Annotated in this window: 11 protein-coding genes; 6 read left to right on the top strand and 5 right to left on the bottom strand. The window is 75.5% G+C overall.

Features of this window, described 5'->3' with window-relative positions; all coding sequences use genetic code 11:
* The first annotated feature begins 1 nt into the window (after position 1).
* Together FHX71_RS19940 and purE are read left to right on the top strand one after the other, a co-directional pair.
* Positions 2–1,285: a 5-(carboxyamino)imidazole ribonucleotide synthase gene (locus FHX71_RS19940; protein WP_182619201.1), complete on the top strand. Its 1,284-nt coding sequence runs from the start codon at positions 2–4 to the stop codon at positions 1,283–1,285.
* Complete coding sequence (gene purE / locus FHX71_RS19935; RefSeq protein ID WP_182619200.1) at positions 1,282–1,791, top strand: 5-(carboxyamino)imidazole ribonucleotide mutase; 510 nt, start codon at positions 1,282–1,284, stop codon at positions 1,789–1,791. The genes FHX71_RS19940 and purE overlap by 4 nt, the downstream gene beginning before the upstream one ends.
* A 76-nt stretch (positions 1,792–1,867) precedes the next feature.
* Here purE and FHX71_RS19930 read toward each other — a convergent pair whose 3' ends face one another.
* The 3 genes from FHX71_RS19930 to FHX71_RS19920 form a co-directional block, all read right to left on the bottom strand.
* Entirely contained in the window at positions 1,868–3,070 is a 1,203-nt protein-coding gene (locus tag FHX71_RS19930) for an LCP family protein (RefSeq protein ID WP_182619199.1), read from the bottom strand.
* 388 nt (positions 3,071–3,458) lie between these two features.
* Positions 3,459–4,778 (bottom strand): LCP family protein, encoded by a 1,320-nt coding sequence (locus FHX71_RS19925; protein WP_312877148.1) that lies wholly within the window; start codon positions 4,776–4,778, stop codon positions 3,459–3,461.
* Positions 4,779–4,871: 93 nt separating this feature from the next.
* The gene (locus tag FHX71_RS19920; RefSeq protein ID WP_182619198.1) at positions 4,872–5,606 is read right to left on the bottom strand and encodes a TIGR03089 family protein; all 735 of its coding nucleotides are present in this window, start codon (positions 5,604–5,606) and stop codon (positions 4,872–4,874) included.
* A 493-nt stretch (positions 5,607–6,099) separates the two neighbouring features.
* Here FHX71_RS19920 and FHX71_RS19915 point away from each other — a divergent pair, with 493 nt between their 5' ends.
* The 3 genes from FHX71_RS19915 (at position 6,100) to FHX71_RS19905 (ending at position 11,697) form a co-directional block, all read left to right on the top strand.
* The gene (locus FHX71_RS19915) at positions 6,100–6,441 is read left to right on the top strand and encodes a WhiB family transcriptional regulator (protein WP_036960858.1); all 342 of its coding nucleotides are present in this window, start codon (positions 6,100–6,102) and stop codon (positions 6,439–6,441) included.
* A 211-nt stretch (positions 6,442–6,652) separates the two neighbouring features.
* Complete coding sequence (locus tag FHX71_RS19910) at positions 6,653–10,084, top strand: glycosyltransferase family 2 protein (protein WP_182619197.1); 3,432 nt, start codon at positions 6,653–6,655, stop codon at positions 10,082–10,084.
* Positions 10,081–11,697: a DUF5719 family protein gene (locus tag FHX71_RS19905; protein ID WP_182619196.1), complete on the top strand. Its 1,617-nt coding sequence runs from the start codon at positions 10,081–10,083 to the stop codon at positions 11,695–11,697. Before FHX71_RS19910 ends, FHX71_RS19905 begins: the two co-directional genes overlap by 4 nt.
* 45 nt (positions 11,698–11,742) lie before the next feature.
* On the opposite strand, the gene FHX71_RS30160 is transcribed toward FHX71_RS19905, so the two are convergent.
* Positions 11,743–12,390 (bottom strand): metallopeptidase family protein, encoded by a 648-nt coding sequence (locus tag FHX71_RS30160; RefSeq protein WP_312877147.1) that lies wholly within the window; start codon positions 12,388–12,390, stop codon positions 11,743–11,745.
* Between the two features lie 185 nt (positions 12,391–12,575).
* Between FHX71_RS30160 and FHX71_RS19895 the strand changes: the two genes are divergently transcribed.
* Positions 12,576–14,216 (top strand): DUF2142 domain-containing protein, encoded by a 1,641-nt coding sequence (locus tag FHX71_RS19895; protein WP_182619195.1) that lies wholly within the window; start codon positions 12,576–12,578, stop codon positions 14,214–14,216.
* Between the two features lie 1,327 nt (positions 14,217–15,543).
* Here FHX71_RS19895 and FHX71_RS19890 read toward each other — a convergent pair.
* The gene (locus tag FHX71_RS19890; protein WP_182619194.1) at positions 15,544–17,202 is read right to left on the bottom strand and encodes a glycosyltransferase family 39 protein; all 1,659 of its coding nucleotides are present in this window, start codon (positions 17,200–17,202) and stop codon (positions 15,544–15,546) included.
* Positions 17,203–17,224: the final 22 nt, after the last annotated feature.

Genomic DNA, 17,224 nt, shown 5'->3' with positions numbered 1-17,224 from the left:
CGTGAGCGCAACAGATTCCCGTCAGCCCGGACCGCCCGTCGTCGCCGTCGTCGGAGGTGGGCAGCTCGCCCGCATGATGGCCCCGGCGGCCGGAGAGCTGGGTATCCGGCTCCGCGTCCTGGTGGAGGACCCGGCGTCGTCCGCGGCCCAGGTCGTCACCGACGCCCCGGTGGGCGTCGCGTCCGACGAGGCCGCGATCCGCTCGCTCATCGCGCCCGACGGCGACCGCGCCGCGTCGGTGCTGACGTTCGAGCACGAGCACGTGCCCAACGCGCTGCTCACGGACCTGATCGAGCACGGCACGCCCGTGCGGCCGGGTCCGCACGCCCTGGTGCAGGCGCAGGACAAGATCGTGATGCGGCAGCGGCTCACGGAGCTCGGCGTGCCGTGCCCCCGCTGGGCGCCGCTTCCCGCGTCGTCCCCCGAGGAGGGGCGGGCCGCCCTGGCGGCCTTCCTCGACGAGGTGGGCGGCAGCGCCGTCGTCAAGACCTCCCGGGGTGGTTACGACGGCAAGGGCGTGCGCGTGGTCACGTCCCCCGACGACGTCGCCGACTGGTTCGCGGCCGTGGCCGACGGCGGCCCGCAGCTCCTGGTCGAGGAGAAGGTGCCGTTCACGCGCGAGCTGGCGGCGCTGGTGGCCCGGCGGCCGTCGGGCGAGGTGCGCCCGTGGCCCGTCGTGGAGTCGATCCAGCGCGACGGCGTCTGCTCCGAGGTGATCGCCCCGGCACCGGGCCTGTCCGCCGACCTGGACGCCCAGGCGCGCGAGATCGCGGCGACCGTGGCCGAGGGGCTGGACGTGACCGGCGTGCTGGCCGTCGAGCTGTTCGAGGTGCCCGGCCCGGACGGCACACCGACGGTGCTCGTCAACGAGCTCGCGATGCGCCCCCACAACAGCGGCCACTGGACCATCGACGGCGCCGTGACCAGCCAGTTCGAGCAGCACCTGCGCGCCGTCCTGGACCTGCCGCTGGGCGCCGCCGAGCCGACGGCCGCCTGGACCGTCATGGCGAACGTGCTGGGCTCCACGCTGGACGAGCTCACCGACGCGCTGCCCGACGTGCTGGCCGCGTTCCCCGAGGCGCGCGTCAACCTGTACGGCAAGGGCATCCGCCCGGGCCGCAAGCTGGGTCACGTGAACGTGAGCGGCGACGACCTGGGCGAGGTGCGGCGGCGGGCCGTCGCGGCGGCGGCGCTGCTGCGCGGCGAGGCTCTCGCGCGGGTCGAGCCTGTCGCCCTTCGACAGGCTCAGGACCCGACCACCACCGAGGAAGAGGCGAACGCATGAGCACCAACCCGCAGGTCGGCATCGTGATGGGGTCGGACTCCGACTGGCCCGTCATGCAGGCGGCGGCCGAGGTCCTGGGCGAGTTCGGCGTGCCCGTCGAGGTCGACGTCGTCTCCGCCCACCGTATGCCCACCGAGATGATCGACTACGGGCGGCAGGCCGCGGGCCGTGGCCTGCGCGCGATCATCGCGGGCGCGGGCGGTGCCGCACACCTGCCCGGCATGCTGGCGTCGGTGACGCCGCTCCCCGTGATCGGCGTGCCGGTGCCCCTGAAGTACCTGGACGGCATGGACTCGCTGCTGTCCATCGTGCAGATGCCGGCGGGCATCCCGGTCGCCACGGTGTCGATCGGCGGGGCGCGGAACGCGGGCCTGCTCGCGGCGCGCATCCTCGCCTCGGGCGAGGGCGCGGACGCCGCTGCGCTGCGGGAGCGCCTGGAGGCGTTCGCGGCCGAGCTGAGCGAGATCGCGCACGCCAAGGGCGAGAAGCTCCGCGCCCAGCTCTGACCCGCCTCCTGACATGTCAGACGCCCAGGTCCCTCGAGGGACCTGGGCGTCTGACACGTAGCGGGAAGCGGGCGGGTCAGGAGCCCGGCATGCCGCCGATCTTCTCGCCGGCCGGGTACTCGCCGTCGCGGATCTTGGTCCAGAACTCGCCGGTCTGGTTCTCGTCCAGCAGCACCGCCGAGGCGCCCGACGGCGTCCGGTAGTTGATCGACGCGATCGGCGGGGTGCCGGTCACGCCGTCCTTGCCGTTCGCGGACCGGAACGCCAGCCCGAGCTGGGCGATGTCGATGATGCCGGTGTCGGTGTCGGTCACCAGGGCCGAGAGCCCGGCGTCGGCGAGGCCGACCTGGCTGACCGGGTTGAGCAGGACGGCGGGGTCGGCGACCTTCTGGCCGATCTGCCCGATGACCTGCTGCTGACGCTGCGCGCGGCCGATGTCGCCCGTCGGGTCGGCGTAGCGCATGCGGGAGAAGGCGAGTGCGGTCTTGCCGTCCGCGACGTGGCAGCCCTTCTTCCACTTGAGCTTCGACTTCACGTCGTGCACGTTTTCGGGGTAGCACAGCCGCACGCCGCCGACGGCGTCCACGACACCCTCGACGCCGCCGAAGCCCACCTCGACGTAGTGGTCGACGGTCAGACCGCTGAGCTGCTCCACGGTCTGGACCAGCATCGGCGCGCCGCCGTAGGAGTAGGCGGCGTTGATCTTGTTGCCACCCGAGCCGTCAGGCATCTGCGCGAAGGTGTCACGCGGGATCGAGATGAGCGCCACCGGGCCCGACCGCGGCTTGTGCAGCAGCATGATCGTGTCCGTCCGGGCACCGCTCGTGGAGTCGTTGATGCCGCCGCTGCCGCGGGCGTCCGAGCCGGCGAGCAGGTAGGTGGTGCCCGGCGTGTTCTTCGCGTCGGACAGCGCCTCGACGTGCTGGATCTTGCCGTTGGCCCAGATCAGCAGCCCGATGGGCCACGCGAGGATCGCCAGGAGCACCAGCACGGCGATGACGCCGGCCACGCGGCCCTTGCGGATGCGGATGTTGCCGCCGCCCCGGCCGCCGCGCCCGCCCGAGGCGAGGGCACCGGCGGGGTAGCTGCCGCCGCGTCCGTTGCCGCCGGCCGCGGGGCGCGGGGCGCTGCGGACCGGCGTCGGGCGCACGGGCTGGGCGCTCGCCCGGACCGGACGGCCCGGCGGGATGGCCTGCGGCGGCTGGCCGCCGCCCTGGGGCGCCTGGCGCGGCGGGATCGAGCGCGGCACCTGTCCGGCGGACTCGCTGCGCGCGGGCATGCCCGACCTACGTGGTGGAACAGGCGGGGGAGTGTTTCCCCTGCGATCGCCGGACACCGGTACCTCCCGAGAAGACTGTCTACGGATACGTGGTTCGTAGCGCGCTTCGTCGGAGCCTTCCGGCCGTCCGATGCGGTGGGCGCCACCGACGCCGGGAACCCCGACGCCGGGCGTCTCCGCATTCGCGGGTCCGCCCTGCTGCTTGCTGCTCGACGCGTCCGGCACGGTGCGCGGGCGCTCGCCCGTGTCGCCGACCGGGATGGCGTCGTCCGCGCCCGGGCGCCCGCTCGCGCCCTGGGGCGTGAAGCTGGGCGGTATCCGGACACGCGTGACGTCGTCGTCGGCCTGCGGGGCCGAACGGTTCGACGTTCTGGGATCTGACATGGGCTCAGCCGCAGACCTTGGTGGTGTCGGCGCCGGTGAAGGCCTCTTCACCAGCCTGCTTGATCTCGGTCGAGGTCGGCGTGGGCTCGCTCTCGGAACCCTTGCCGCCCTTGTCGGCTCCCGTGCCGGTCCCGGCCTCGGTCCCCGCGTCCTTCTCGCCCGACGTCGTCCCGTCCGCCGAGGCGGACGCCGAGGGGTCCGCCGCCGGGTCGTCCGGGTCGCCGCCGAGCGGCCTGTCGTTCTTGACGTCGTCCCACAGCGTCACGGCGTCGTCCGTCCATACGACGTTAGCCGCGTTGTTCGGGTCGTACTCGTTGGGGACGGTCATGAACGTGATCGTGTCAGGCCGCACGTTGCGCAGGGAGTAGGCCAACCCGGCGAGTCCGTCGATGCTGGCGAGCTCCTCGTTCATGGTGAGCGATCCGGTGACCGCCTTGAGGAACTTGAGCGTCTTGGACGGGTTGGTCAGCACCTCCTGGCTCATCACCGTGCGGGCGAGGGAGGCCATGACCTCCTGCTGCCGGCCGATGCGGCCCAGGTCGGAACCGTCGCCGAGCCCGTCACCCTTGCGGGCCCGGGCGTAGTCGAGGGCCTTCTGCCCCTTGAGGGTGTGGATGCCGGGCGCGAGCGAGAGGTGGTTCGCGTCGGCGGAGTAGATCTCCTCCTCGACGCACACCTCGACGCCGCCCACGGCGTCGACCATCGCGGAGAAGCCGGCGAAGTCCACGACGATGAAGCCGTCCATGTAGACGCCGGTGAGCTCCTCGATGGTCTTGACGGCGCACAGGGCGCCGTCGGCGACCTCACCACCGGCCTGCACGCCCTGGGAGAACGCGGCGTTGAACTTGGTGCCGTACAGCTCGGCCGTCGTAGTGTCGTCGGTCGTGGTGCAGCTCGGGATGTCGACCGTCGAGTCGCGGGGGATCGAGATCATCTCGATCCGCGACCGGTCGCCCGAGATGTGCATGACGACGGTCGTGTCCGAGCGGGCGCCCATCTCGCCGCCGCCCGCCAGCGCGTCGTTGTCGCCGCTGCGCGAGTCGCTGCCCATGACCACGATGTTCAGCGGCGTGCCCGCGTTCGGGTCCTTCGGCAGCACCTGCTTGGGCCGGTTCGTCCCGAGGGCCGCCATGTCGGCCGTCTCGATGTTCCCGGTGAGCTGGGTGACGGCTGCGGCCCCGCCCGCGACGGCCAGCGAGAGCACCGCGACCAGCGTCATGGCGATCACGCGGGCGCCGCCGCCCAGCTGTCTCAGCGTCCGGGCATGGGACGGCCCCCGGGAGGGGTTCGTCGCACCTGAGGCGCTGAAGTCAGGAAATGTCACGGTCACCGATCCTAGAGACTGCATGTTGCACGGCGGCGCATCGCCCGGGGGCGGACCGTAGAGGGTTCGTGGAGAAGCCTTGGCCCGAGCGGCTCAGACGATGCGTTCGCTGCCGCGCAGGCGCTCGAGGCGGGCGTCGTCGGCCTCCAGGGCCGCGGCCGTCGCGGCGGAGGTGAGGACCACCGAGCCGCCGCCGGCCCAGGTGCCGAGCAGGTCGCGCAGCACGTCGGCGACGGGGCCACGCCCGTCGACCAGCACGCGCGTACCGTCGCCGGGCTCCGGGACCAGTCCCTTGTGCCCGACGGCGCCCGCGGCGGTCACCAGCGCGTCCTGGTTCGGGTCCACCTCGGGCACCCAGCCGATCACGTCGCCGTACGTCATCACGGCCGACGCGGCGTCGATGGCGCCCGCCGGCAGGTCGCCGTCGTACCGCCGGGCCAGCGCGGGCAGCGAGACGACGACGAGGTCCGCCCCGCCGTCGGCCCACCGCTCCGGGGTGTCCGTGACGACGACGTCCGGTCCGGCCACGGCGGCGTCGGGCAGGGCGACCGTCGCGCCCGTCCGCCAGGCGGCCAGCGCCCACACGGCGGTGCGCCAGTGCACGGGCAGGTCGACGACGACGGTGGTGCCCGGGGCCGCGTCGAACTCCTCGACGAGCAGGTTGACCGTCTTGCTGGCCCAGTTGGCCAGGACGGCGCCGGAGAGCTCGACCCGCTCGCCGTCGTCGCCGTACCAGGTCAGGCGCGGGCGGCCGCCGTCGGCGGCGAGACGGGCGAGGAGGGTCGCGACGTCGGGCACGGGGCCCGAGCCGGGGAGCGCGATCTGCATGCGGCCCAGCCTAGGTGGGAAGTCCGCGCGTACGCGGTGCGTACCCCGTACGTGTCAGACGTACAGGTCACCCGGGGGACCTGTACGTCTGACACGTGGGGTGGCGGGCGGAGGAACCGAATGGGCCGCCCGGACGTTCTCTGGTGCTTGGGTCTGCTCTTCGCGGGCCTTTGTGCCGTAGGTCGGCGGAAGTGCGCTCCGGCGTGTCGCCGCGCCGGTGGTTTCGTGACCAGGAAAAGCGACCTGGGAGTGAGACGTGCGCCACGACCTGCGGAAGGACTCGTGAATTACCCGTGGAACCCGTGGGCGATAGCACATTTCCGCTTGACGACTCCAGGCGACACGCGTGTAATTCCATGTATGCAGTTTTCGTAGCGAATACGCAACGGGGCCTGAAACTGCAGGTCTTGCCGGTCAGGCTTGATGGGCCGGTCGATCAGCACGATCTACCGGTCAGGCCTCGGGGCACGGACACGGCATGGAGGGGCACGTCATGTGGAACATGCTGGAATCGGACGTGGAGTTCCCGACTGACGCCGAGAGCGAGGTGGCGCCGGTCGCACCGGTCCTCCCGCTCTTCGGCGAGCTGTATGTGCTGAACGAGCCGGACGACTCCCTGCTCGGGTGGCAGGAGCGCGCCCTGTGCGCGCAGACCGACCCGGAGGCCTTCTTCCCGGAGAAGGGCGGGTCCACACGCGAGGCCAAGAAGGTCTGCTCGGGCTGCGAGGTCCGCGCCGAGTGCCTGGACTACGCGCTTGAGAACGACGAACGGTTCGGCATCTGGGGTGGACTCTCGGAGCGGGAGCGCCGCAAGCTCAAGCGTCGCGCCGTCTGAGCCGGAGGCGTAGCGCAGGGTGAGGGCCGAGGAACGAGGCATCTCGCCCGGAGCGAAGCCGCAGGCTCAGACGGCAGAAAAGCAGAGTGTGAGCGTCTTGACGTCGCCCCGAGAGCCGCTCCGGGAGGGGTGCGCAACCAGCGCACCGTTCACTGCTCCCCGGCGCGTCTGCGGCGTGTCGGCGTAGACGCGCCGCATGATGTGGAGCGAGATGAGCGCTCCACGTACCGACAGCCTGTCGGCCCCCAGCCCGGACCGAGGCCCCGACGCGGGCCCGGCGGGACCGGTGTGGGCCAAGGTCCCGGCCCAGCCCTCCGTGCATCCGCCCGTGGCGGTCACGGTGACCGCCGTCGTGGTCACGCGCGGCAGCAGCCCCTACCTCGCCGCGACCCTGGCCGCGCTGCGGGCCCAGTCCCGCACCCCGGACGACGTGGTGGTGGTCGACGTCGACACCGCCCCGGCGACGTCGGGCCACCAGGACCTGCAGCTCGGCGGCGCCCGCTACGTGGCCGGCGCGGGCGCCCGTACCTTCGGTGACGCGATCCATGCCGCGCTCGCCGCGACCGGTGCCCCGGAGCACGGCTGGTTCTGGTTCCTGCACGACGACTCGGCCCCCGCGCCGGGTGCGCTGGCCGCGCTGACCCGCGCGGTCGAGCACTCGAACGTGGTGGCGGTGGCCGGCGCGAAGCAGCGGCGCTGGGAGACGGGCCCGGACGGCCTGCCGCTCGACCCGGACACGTCCGACCGGGGTGTGCTCGTCGAGGTGGGGCACACCGTGTCGCCGCTCGGCCGGCGCATGACGGGCATCGACGACACCGAGATCGACCAGGGGCAGCACGACTCGCGCGAGGACGTCCTCGCCGTCGGGCTGGCGGGCGCGCTGGTGCGCGTGGCGGTGTGGCGCGAGGTGGGCGGCACCGACCCGGCGTACGGGCCGTTCGGCGACTCGACCGACTTCTGCCGCCGCGTGCGGCTGGCGGGGCACCGCGTCGTCGTGGTGCCGGACGCCGTGGTGCGGCACGCCCAGGTCGCCCTGCACGCTCCCGGCTCCGCGGGCGCCTGTCGCCGAAGCCAGCTCTACCTGCGCCTCACGTCCGTCGCGCCGTGGGCCCTGCCCTTCGCGATGCTCGGGATGGTGGTGTGGGCGCCGTTCGCCGCGGGCTACCGGCTCGCGATGAAGCACCCCGACCGTGCCCGCGACGAGCTGGTCGCGCCCCTGTGGGCCGTGTTCCGCCTGGGCCCGCTCCTGCGTGCCCGACGACGCGCCGCGCGCACCTCGACCGTGCCACGCAGCGTGCTCCGGCCGCTGCTGGGCACCTGGCGCGAGGTCGCCACGGAACGCCGTGACAAGCGGCTCGCGCGCAGCGAGGCCCACCGCGTCGACGCCGCGCCGTCCGAGCTGGAGCAGGCGGAGCTGCAGGTCCTGGCGGTGCGGCGGCGTTCGGCGCTCGCCGTCGTCGTGGTCGCGGCCGTGGGCCTGGCGGCGGCGCTGTTCGGCCCCGGGCTGGGCGCGCTCGCGTCGGGCGGACGGCTGGTCGGCGGGGCCCTGCTGCCGGCCGGCGGCACGACGGCGACCGCGTGGTCGGCGGCGACGTCCGGCTGGGTGCGCGACGGGCTCGGCACGGCCGCTCCGGCCGACCCCCTTCTCCTCGTCCTGTCCGGGCTGTCGGTCCTGGCGGGCGGCACCCTGCAGCACGCGGTGAACGCGCTGCTGCTGCTGGCGCTGCCGCTGGCCGCCGTCGGCGCGTGGGCCGCAGCGGGCACGGTGACGCGCTCGGTGTGGTTGCGGGCGTTGGCCGCGTCCGCCTGGACGGTCGCCCCCGCGTTCCTCGGCGCTCTCGACGGCGGCCTGCTCGGTGGTGTCGTGGCGCACGCGCTGCTGCCCTGGACCGCCGTCGCGCTGGTCCGCGCGGTCGGGGCCCAGGCCGTCGACCAGGTCACGCCCGCCGACGACCCGGCGGACGCCCCGGACGGCGCGGCCTCGCCTGCCATCGCCCCGCACGCTGCCGCCCGCGTTACCCGCCCGAGCGCCGGCTCGCTCGGCGCGGCCGGTGCGGGCGGCCTGCTGCTGGCCTGCGTCGTCGCGGGTGCGCCCGTGCTGCTGCCCGCCGCCGTCCTGGTGCTGGCCGGCGCGATGCTCGTTGCCCCGTACCGCCGCGTGCACCTGGCGCTCGCGCTGGTGCCCGCCCTCGTGGTCGGCGCCCCGCTCTGGTGGACCGTGCTGCGCGACCGCGACCTGGGCCTCCTGACCGCCGAGCCGCTCGCCGGCTCGGGCGTCCCGGCTCCCGGCACCGCCTCCGGGCTGGAGCTGCTGCTCGGCCTGCCGGCCGCGCCCGCCGCCTGGTTCGACGTGCCCGACGGCGGCCCCCTGCTCACCGCGGCCGGTGCCGTGGTCGCGGCGGCCCCGTGGGTGCTCGGCGCGCTGGTCCTGGTGCTGGCGGTCGTCGGGCTCGTGGGTGCGCTGGCCGGGATCGGCCGCAAGGACGTCGCGGGCGCCGCGCGGCGTGTGCCGGCGACGTCCCTGGTCGGCTGGCTGGTCGCCGCGGCGGGCCTCGCCGTGGCCGTGCTCGCGCAGGATCAGGGCCGGTGGGCCGGCCCCGGGCTGTCGCTCCTGCTGCTCGGCCTCGGCGCCGCGGCCGTGGCCGGCGCGGGTGTGCTCACCGGGCACGGCGCGGAACTTCGCGGCTTCCTGGGCGGGACCCGCCGGGTCGCCGTCGTCGGGCTGACGGTGGTTGCGGTGCTGCTCCCCGCCACGCAGGCGGCCGCGTGGCTGACCGCCTCCGGTGGCGTGACGAGCGGCGCCCGCGCCGGGATGCTGCACGTGACGACGGACCCGGTGGTGCCCGCCGTCGGGCAGCAGATGCAGGCGCCGCCCCGGCAGGCCCGGGTGCTCGAGGCGGGCTTCGCCGACGACGGCGCGGTGCGGTACGCGCTGCTCCGCGCCGACGGCTCCCAGCTCGCCGACGCCGCCGTCGCGGCGCGGGCCGCCGCGGTAACCCCTGACGAACGGGTCGGGGACCCGGCGACCGACCCGGCCGCCACGCTCGACGTGGTCGTGGCCGCGCTGACGTCCGGCACGACCGAGGGGGTGCCGCAGCAGCTCGCCGACCTCGGGATCGGGGCGGTGCAGGTCCGCTCGGGTGCCAGCTTCGAGGAGTCGGGCACGGCGCCAGGTACGGACCCCGGCCCCGCCGTCGGCGACCTGGTGGCCACGCTCGACATGGTGCCCGGCATGAGCCGCGTGACCGAGGGGCAGGCCGTCTCGGTGTGGCGCGTGGCGCCCACCGAGGAGCCGGCGCCCGGCTGGGCGCGGATCGAGGAGGACGGCGCGACGCGCCAGGTGCTGCCGTCGGGCGGCACGGCCGTCCACACCGACGTCGAGGCCGGGACCGACGATCGCACGGTCGTGCTCGCGGAGTCCGCGGGCCGGGGCTGGCACGCGTCCCTGGACGGGCAGCGGCTGGAGCCGGTCGAGGCGGAGGAGTCCGCCGGCCTGCAGGCCTTCGAGCTCGGGCCCGACGCCGGGCACCTCGTGGTCCGGTACGACGCACCGCACCGCACGGCCTGGCTCGTGCTCACGACGTTCACGCTGGTGGTCTTCGCCCTGCTGGCTCTGCCGGTGGGACGCAGGAGGGGTCGATGAAGCGCAAGAACCGCACGGTCCCGACCGCCCTGAGGCGGGCAGCGGCCGCGGTGGGTGGCCTGCTGTGCGCCGGGGCCGTCGTGGCCCTCGCCACGACGGGCACGCTGACACCGGGCGCCGCCGGGCAGGACGCCCCCGCGGTCGACGATGCCCGCGTGGTGCCCGTCGCCGCCGCCGAGACGGGGCTCGTCTGCCCCGCGCCCGCCCGGCTGGAGCAGCCCGACGCCGGGGACGACGCGTTCAGCGCCGCCCCGGTCGGGACGACCACGTCGCTGACGACGGCCGTGCTCGACGGGGCCGAGGGCGAGGAGCCCCTGGTCACGACGCTCGGCGGGGAGCAGGGGGCCGACCTCACCGGGCCGCTGGACCAGGGCGCCGACGCCGCGGTGCGCACGGGCGCGCCGCCCGACGCACGCGCGCTGCGCCTGACCCCGGGCGGCGCGACCTATGCGGCCGGGACCGTGGCGTCCGTGACCACCGAGGGCGACCTGCGCGGTCTGGTCGCGGGGCCGTGTGCCGAGCCCGCCGTCGAGCACTGGCTGGTGGGCGGCAGCACCTCGGTCGGGTCGAGCGGCCGCCTGGTGCTGCAGAACCCGGGCCGCACGCCGGCCACCGTGACCCTGCAGGCCTGGGGTGCCTCCGGTCCGGTCGTGCTCGGGAGCCAGTCGCTCGTCGTCGTGCCGGCGGGTGAGCAGGTGGTCACCATGCTGGAGGCCGTCGCCCCCGACCAGAGCCGTCTCACGCTGCACGTCACCGCCGAGGGCGGCCGCGTGGGCGCCTACGTGCAGCACCACCGGATCGACGGGCTGGTCCCCGCGGGGGCCGACCTCGTCGTGGGCGGCGGCGCGCCGGGGCGCACGACGGCGGTGTCGGGCGTGGTCAGCACCGGCGAGACGGTGGACGACGCCCACGCGCCACGGCTCGACGTGCTGGCGCCCGGGGACCGCGCGGGCACGGCCCGGCTCGCGGTGCTCGGCCCCGACGGCCCAGTCCGGCTGCGTGGCGGCGAGGAGCTGCCGCTCGAACCGGGCGCGGTGACGACCCTGTCGCTGGGCGGCCTGCCCGAGGGCACCTACACCGTGGTGGTCGACGCCGACGTGCCGGTCGTGGCCGGTGCCGCCGTGGACCGCAAGGGCAGCGCCGCGCGCGACGCCGTGGTCACCGAGGACCCGTACGACCGGGCCTGGCTCACCGGGCAGGCCGTCGGCCCGTCGGGCGCCTCGGCCGACGGCGCCGTCGCGGTCCCGGAGCACGTCTCCTGGGGCGTGACGCTGGCCGCCCTGCCCGACGACCGTGACCCCGACCGGATCGACGACGCGACCGGCAGCACCGAGGTGACGCTGCGCGGCGTCGGGCCCGACGGCGCCGAGGCCTGGACGCACCAGGTCGACGTGCCCGCGGGACGGACCGTCGAGGTGGGCTGGGCCGAGCTGCACGCGCTCGGCGACGCCGTGGCCGTGGTCGCCGAGCAGCCCGCCGACACCCCCGGGGTGGTGTGGTCGGTGCGCCTGGCCGAGTCCGACGACACGACGCTGTTCTCGGTGCTCGCGCCGACGCCGCCGCTCGCCGCGGACGGCGACGTGCGCGTGCGGCGGGTCGACGCGGCGGGCTGAGGACCGGGCGGGCCGGCCGCGCCACGCGGGCTGCCCGGGGCCGGGCTAGGAGCGCTCGCCGAAGTTCGGGTCGATCTCCTCCGGCGTGCGGGCCAGCAGGTGCGCCACCTGCTCGACGACGACGTCGCGCACCAGGTCGGCGAGGTCCTCCAGGTCGACGGCCCGCACCTCGACGGGGCGGCGGTAGACGACCACGCGACCGGGACGCCCGGCCTCGGCGGGGAAGAACCGCCCGAGCAGCACGCCGCCGTCCTCCCACGGCGCGGGGTCCGACGGCGGCACGTCCTCCACGGCGAACTCGGTGCCGCGCAGGTGCGTGGCCCAGGTGCGGTCGAGGTCCTCGACGACGTCGAGCACGAGGTCGTCGAACCGCTGGGCGCGCGTGCGGTGCGCGGGGGCGCCGGGCGGGAGCATCGGGCCGCGGAGGCCACGGCCGCGCCGGTCCCGGCGCCGGGGCCCGGCCTCCTGCGCGGAGGCCTCGCCGGGCGCCCCGGGGCGGGCGGCCGCGAGCCGGAGCAGGTCGGACTGGGAGGCCTTGGCGGAGCCGGACGAGCTGCCCGTGGAGCCGTTGCCCGAGGTCGAGCCGTTGCCGGGGGTGGAACCGTTGCCGGAGGAGCCGCTGGACGAGCTGCCGGCCGGGCCGGAGCCACGGCCCGAGCGCCGGTTCCGGCCGCGAGGAGAAAACGGAGGCACCTACTGACGATACGTCGGATCGGGGCCGCGATCTGTCACCTGACGCCCGGGTCGCGCGCCTGAATGGTGCTCCAAGGTGGTGCTCCAGGGGCGCGACTTCGGTCGGTTGCGTTGAGATCGGTCCACCGACCGACCGATCTCAACGCAACCGACCGATCTCGACAGGGCACCCCTATCCTGAGGGCGTGCGTGACGATCCCCGCGAAGTTGCGTACCGCAGAGCCCTGGCGCTGGTCACCGCGCTCGTCACCCTGGTCGGCGGGCTCTGGGCGGTGCTGACCCCGGCGTTCCGGGCCCCTGACGAGCCGCAGCACGTCAACAGCGTGCTCCGCCTCGCGTACGGCGGGGGCTGGCCACCGGCCGGCGAGGCGCTGGTGGGCCCCGCGGTCGACGAGGCACGGGACCAGGCCGCGCTCGCGACCGACGTCCCCGGGCGGCACCTGGACCGTGCCGACGTCCCCGCGTTCGTCGACGTCGCGCCCACCCCGGGCGCCGACCGCGGCACGGTGTCGGACCGGAACGCCCTGGCCGACCCGATCCCGCCCGGGACCAGCACGCGGCACCTCGACCCCGAGGCCGTGGACCAGATGACGCAGCACCCGCCCCTATACTACGCGGTGGCCGCCGGGGTGCTGCGAGTCACGGGGCTGGCCGAGGCGCGGTGGGACCACCAGCTCCTCGCGCTGCGTCTGTTCGACGTCGTCCTGGTGCTGCCCCTGCCGTTGCTCGCCGCCGCGTCCGTGCGGCGGCTGGCGAGGTCGCGGCCGGCGGCGCTCGTGGCGGCGTCGTTCACGCTGTTCGTGCCGCAGGTCGGGCACATCCTGGGCAGTGTCACCAACGACGCGCTCGTCACGCTCAGCGGGGCGGCGACCGCGTACCTCTGCGTCCGCGTGCTCACGGGCGACGTGCGACTGCGCACGGCGGCCGCGCTCGGCGCGGTGGTGGGGGTCGGGCTGCTCACCAAGGTGATGGCCGCGTTCGCGCTGCCGGTGGTCGTGGCCGCCTACCTGATGGCGTCCGGCCCGCGTGGCCGCCGGGTGGCCGGCGTGCTCGTGGCGGGCGGCGCGGCGTTCGCCGTCGGCGGCTGGTGGTGGCTGCGCAACCTGCTGGTGCTGGGCACGGTGCAGCCGGTGGGCATCCCGGACCGGTTCCTGGACGACGCGGAGCCGCAAGGACTCTGGTACTTCCTGCGCACCGTCGTCACCAGCCTGACCCGGTCGTTCTTCGGCAACTTCGGCTGGCTGGAGCTCCGCCTGCCCGACGCCGTCTTCTGGACCGCCGCCGTGGTCGTCGCGCTCCTGTGCGCGCTGGCCGTGCTGCGCGGTCCCGCACGCCGGGCCACCGCAGTGCTCCTGCTCCAGCCGGTGGCGCTGTGGTGCGGCGTGCTGGTCAACGCCTGGCCCGACTACGCCGCGCACGGCTGGATCTCCGCGGTCCAGGGCCGGTACCTGTTCGCCGGCCTCCTCGCGCTGAGCGCCGGGACCGCGGTGGGCCTGCTCGTCCTGCTCGGGCCGCGCCTGCGCCGCGCGACGCCGTGGGTTCTCGTCGCGGCGGGCCTGGCCTCGGCGAGCGGCCTCGCCTACGGGTTCTGGGGCTTCTACCAGGGCCCCGGCGAGTCGCCCGCCGACGCCGCGGCCCGCTGGGCCGGGTGGAGCCCGTTGACCGGACCTCAGCTCGTCGTGGCCGGCGCGGTCGTCGTGCTGGTCTGGATCGCGGCGGTGGTGGCCGCTGCCCGGTTCGCCCGCAGCGCGAGCGCCGCCGACACCCCGACGGCGGCCGCCGCGACCGCGCCGACGGCGGCGGCCGGCAGCGGCAGCTCCGCGTAGTAGCCGGGCGGCGCGGGCGCGGCCAGCTCGACGGCGAGCCACACCGCGAGGTCGAGCAGGGTCAGCGCGGTCCACGCCGGGACGAGCAGCCGGGGCCGCGCGGCCAGGCCCGCCGCGATCGCGAGGCACAGCGGGAGCGACACGACCAGCAGGTACCGCGGGTAGACGCCGCCGCTGCTCGCGGCGTACGTGACCTGAACCGTCACCGAGACCACGACGGCGACGACAGGCAGGGCGCGCAGCAGCAGCCGGTCGACCGGCAGGGCGCCCGGCTCGTCGTCCGGCAGCCGGCGCTCACCCTGCTTGCCGCGCCGGCGGAGCGCCACGACCAGCGCGATCACCAGGGGCGTCCACACGAGCAGCACGGCCGTGACGACGAGCGTGCTGCTCGTGAGCGGCGTGCTCGGGGGCAGCCGCCCGGCCCACCAGAACAGGTCGGGCAGGCGGGCCCAGGTCTCGGGGTCGGCGAGCACCGCTACGACGGATCGCTCCTGCCGGTTCTGGTTCGCCAGTGCCCAGTCGAAGTGCGAACCGGTGACCGTGCCGGTCAGCTCCAGGTTGCGCAGGTAGAACCAGCCGCTGGTGGCGAGCACCGCGCCGGGCCCGGCCAGCGCGAGCGCGCCGACGTGCGCCCACCGGCCCCGGCTCTGCGCGGCCCGGACGGCCCCGGCGGCCAGGGCGAAGGCCGCGACCACGGCGGCGATCAGCGCGGCGGACAGCCGGGTCAGCGCGCACGCCGCCGCGACCAGCGACAGCAAGGTGATCAGCCGGGCGTCGAGCCCGCGCCGGACCGCGGTCGCGGCCAGCCCGAACAGGACGGTGACGCCCGTCGCCGCCAGCAGGTCGTTGTAGGCGCCGCCGCCCACGTGCGCGGCGGCGGGCATGGCCCCCGCGAGGAACGCGACGAGCGGGGGCAGCGCGCTGCCCGGCCGGGTCAGCCGGCGCGCGCTCGACCAGGCGGCGAGCACGAAGACCCCGCTGAGCAGCACGTTCACGCCGCGGGCCGCGTAGACGGCGGCGACCGGGTGCCCGGCGTCGGCCAGCGGTCCTACCAGCGGGGCGATGAGCAGGTAGTACAGCGGCGGGTGCTGGGCGGTCCACTGCACGGGGGCGAGCCAGGCGCCGTCGGGCCGCAGCTCCAGCCCGTCCTCGAAGACGGGCAGCTCGCCGTGCCACACCTGGTAGGCGTAGTCGACGTGCGGGGGCTCGTCGCCGGTCGCGTACGGGGCGTCGGCGAGCGCGACGGTCAGGGCCAGGAGCATCCCGGAGAGCACCGCGGCCAGGACCGCCAGGCGTTCGGTCCGTGCGATGCCCGAGTGCGCCCGGCTCATGCCGCGACCACGGGGTCGGTCGCGGCCCCGGGGGTCCCTGCGGCACGCCCGGGCCCGGTGCCGGGGCCGGGCGGCGTCGGGCCGACGGCGGTCCGAGCGCACCAGACCCCCACGGCGAGCGCGAGCGCCAGCCCCGCGGCGACCACCGCCACGAGGACGGCGGCGGGGAACGGGTACCAGTGGCCGACGGCGGCCACGGCCCGGCCGAACGCGCCGAGGCCGCCGCCGTCCGCGGGCCACCAGTACAGGCGCCACACGTCGTGCTGGTAGGCCAGGTGCATGCCGCCGGCGAGCACCAGCACCACCAGCGGCGCCGCCCGCCGCCATGCGGGCCGCAGCACGGCGGCGCCGGCGAGCGCGATGACCAGTAGGCCGACCAGGCCCGTGTAGAGGTAGCGGCCCTGCTGCGCGGCACCGACGTCACCGAACGCGGCGAACTGCTCCCACGAGCCGCGGGCGACGATCCCGGCCAGGGCCGGGACGGGGAACAGGAGCACGAGCGCGGTGAGCCGCGGTACCGGGCGCCGCACCAGAGCGGTGGTCAGCCCCGCGAGGACCAGGACGAGCGCGACGCGGGCCATCCACCACGACACGTCGTGAGCCCGCGCGGCGGCGTGGTCCTGGACGAAGAAGAGCGTGACCATCCGCTCGGCGAACCGCCCGAGCCAGACGTGGCCGCCGTCGGACCAGCCGAAGACCGGGGTGAGGTCGGGCGGGGTGGCGTGCGTGCCGTGCGGCTGCAGCATCCCGTGGACCACCACGTTGCGCACCCACCACGCGACGCCCGGCACCGTGGTGACGGCGACCACCAGCAGCGATGTCACGGCGGATCGGAGGCGCTCGCGGTGTCGCCAGCCGGCCACGAGGTAGGCCAGGAGGATCCAGGCGGGGAACATCAGCGCGAAGCCCTTGGTCAGCAGTGCGAGCGTCGAGACCAGCCCGAGCAGGAGGGCCGTGCGGCGGCCGAGGTCGCCGGTCAGGACCCGGGTGACGAGCAACGTGGCGCACGCCCCGAGGACCACGAGCAGGTTGTCGTTGTTGACCGCGGACTCCAGGTGCGTCAGCTCGGGGACCGCGAGCGGGGCCAGGGCCGCCGCCACCGGGAGGGGCTCCGGGAGCCGCAGCCGCCGGGCCGTCGCGAACAGGAGCAGCGGCAGCGGCAGGGCGAGCAGCGCGTTCCACCAGCGCAGGAGCAGCCAGACCTGGTCCAGCGGCGCGTCCTGCCACCCGGGCAGCAGGCTGACGACGCCCGCGCCCATCAGGTAGTAGAGCGGCGGGTGCTGCACGAGCTGGTTGAAGACGGGGGCCACGCCGTCGGGCCCTTCCGCCGTCATCGTCGCCGGGCCGCCCGCGTCGAGGTACGACGGCCGTTCGCCGCGCGGCGGCACGTCGTCGCGGTCCGCCAGGTGCTGCGGCCCGTCGAGGCTGTCGGCGTCGACGAACCCGCCCGCCGTCACGCCCTGCGTGACGTACGCGGTGCCCGGGCCGGGCCAGGGCCACGCGTCGCCCTGGCGTACCTGGAGGATCAGGTCCACGTGCTGGCGCTCGTCGGGGGAGCGGACGTTGGGGAAGACGGCGGTCTGGCCGAGCATGACGGCCAGGTGCAGCAGCACGATCAGCCACACGACGACGGGGACCGCGCGGGGTCGGGACACGCGTGCAGGGTAGCCACGGCAG

The sequence above is a fragment of the Promicromonospora sukumoe genome, assembly GCF_014137995.1.
Classification (GTDB): domain Bacteria; phylum Actinomycetota; class Actinomycetes; order Actinomycetales; family Cellulomonadaceae; genus Promicromonospora; species Promicromonospora sukumoe.
This window is presented reverse-complemented; position numbering and strand designations above follow the sequence as displayed.

Bases quoted from the DNA above. Each gene is read 5' to 3' on its own strand.
- purE (WP_182619200.1), top strand. From the start codon at position 1,282: ATGAGCACCAACCCGCAGGTCGGCATCGTGATGGGGTCGGACTCCGAC.
- FHX71_RS19930 (WP_182619199.1), bottom strand. From the start codon at position 3,070: ATGCCCGCGCGCAGCGAGTCCGCCGGACAGGTGCCGCGCTCGATCCCG.
- FHX71_RS19920 (WP_182619198.1), bottom strand. From the start codon at position 5,606: ATGCAGATCGCGCTCCCCGGCTCGGGCCCCGTGCCCGACGTCGCGACC.
- FHX71_RS19915 (WP_036960858.1), top strand. From the start codon at position 6,100: ATGTGGAACATGCTGGAATCGGACGTGGAGTTCCCGACTGACGCCGAG.
- FHX71_RS19910 (WP_182619197.1), top strand. From the start codon at position 6,653: ATGAGCGCTCCACGTACCGACAGCCTGTCGGCCCCCAGCCCGGACCGA.
- FHX71_RS19905 (WP_182619196.1), top strand. From the start codon at position 10,081: ATGAAGCGCAAGAACCGCACGGTCCCGACCGCCCTGAGGCGGGCAGCG.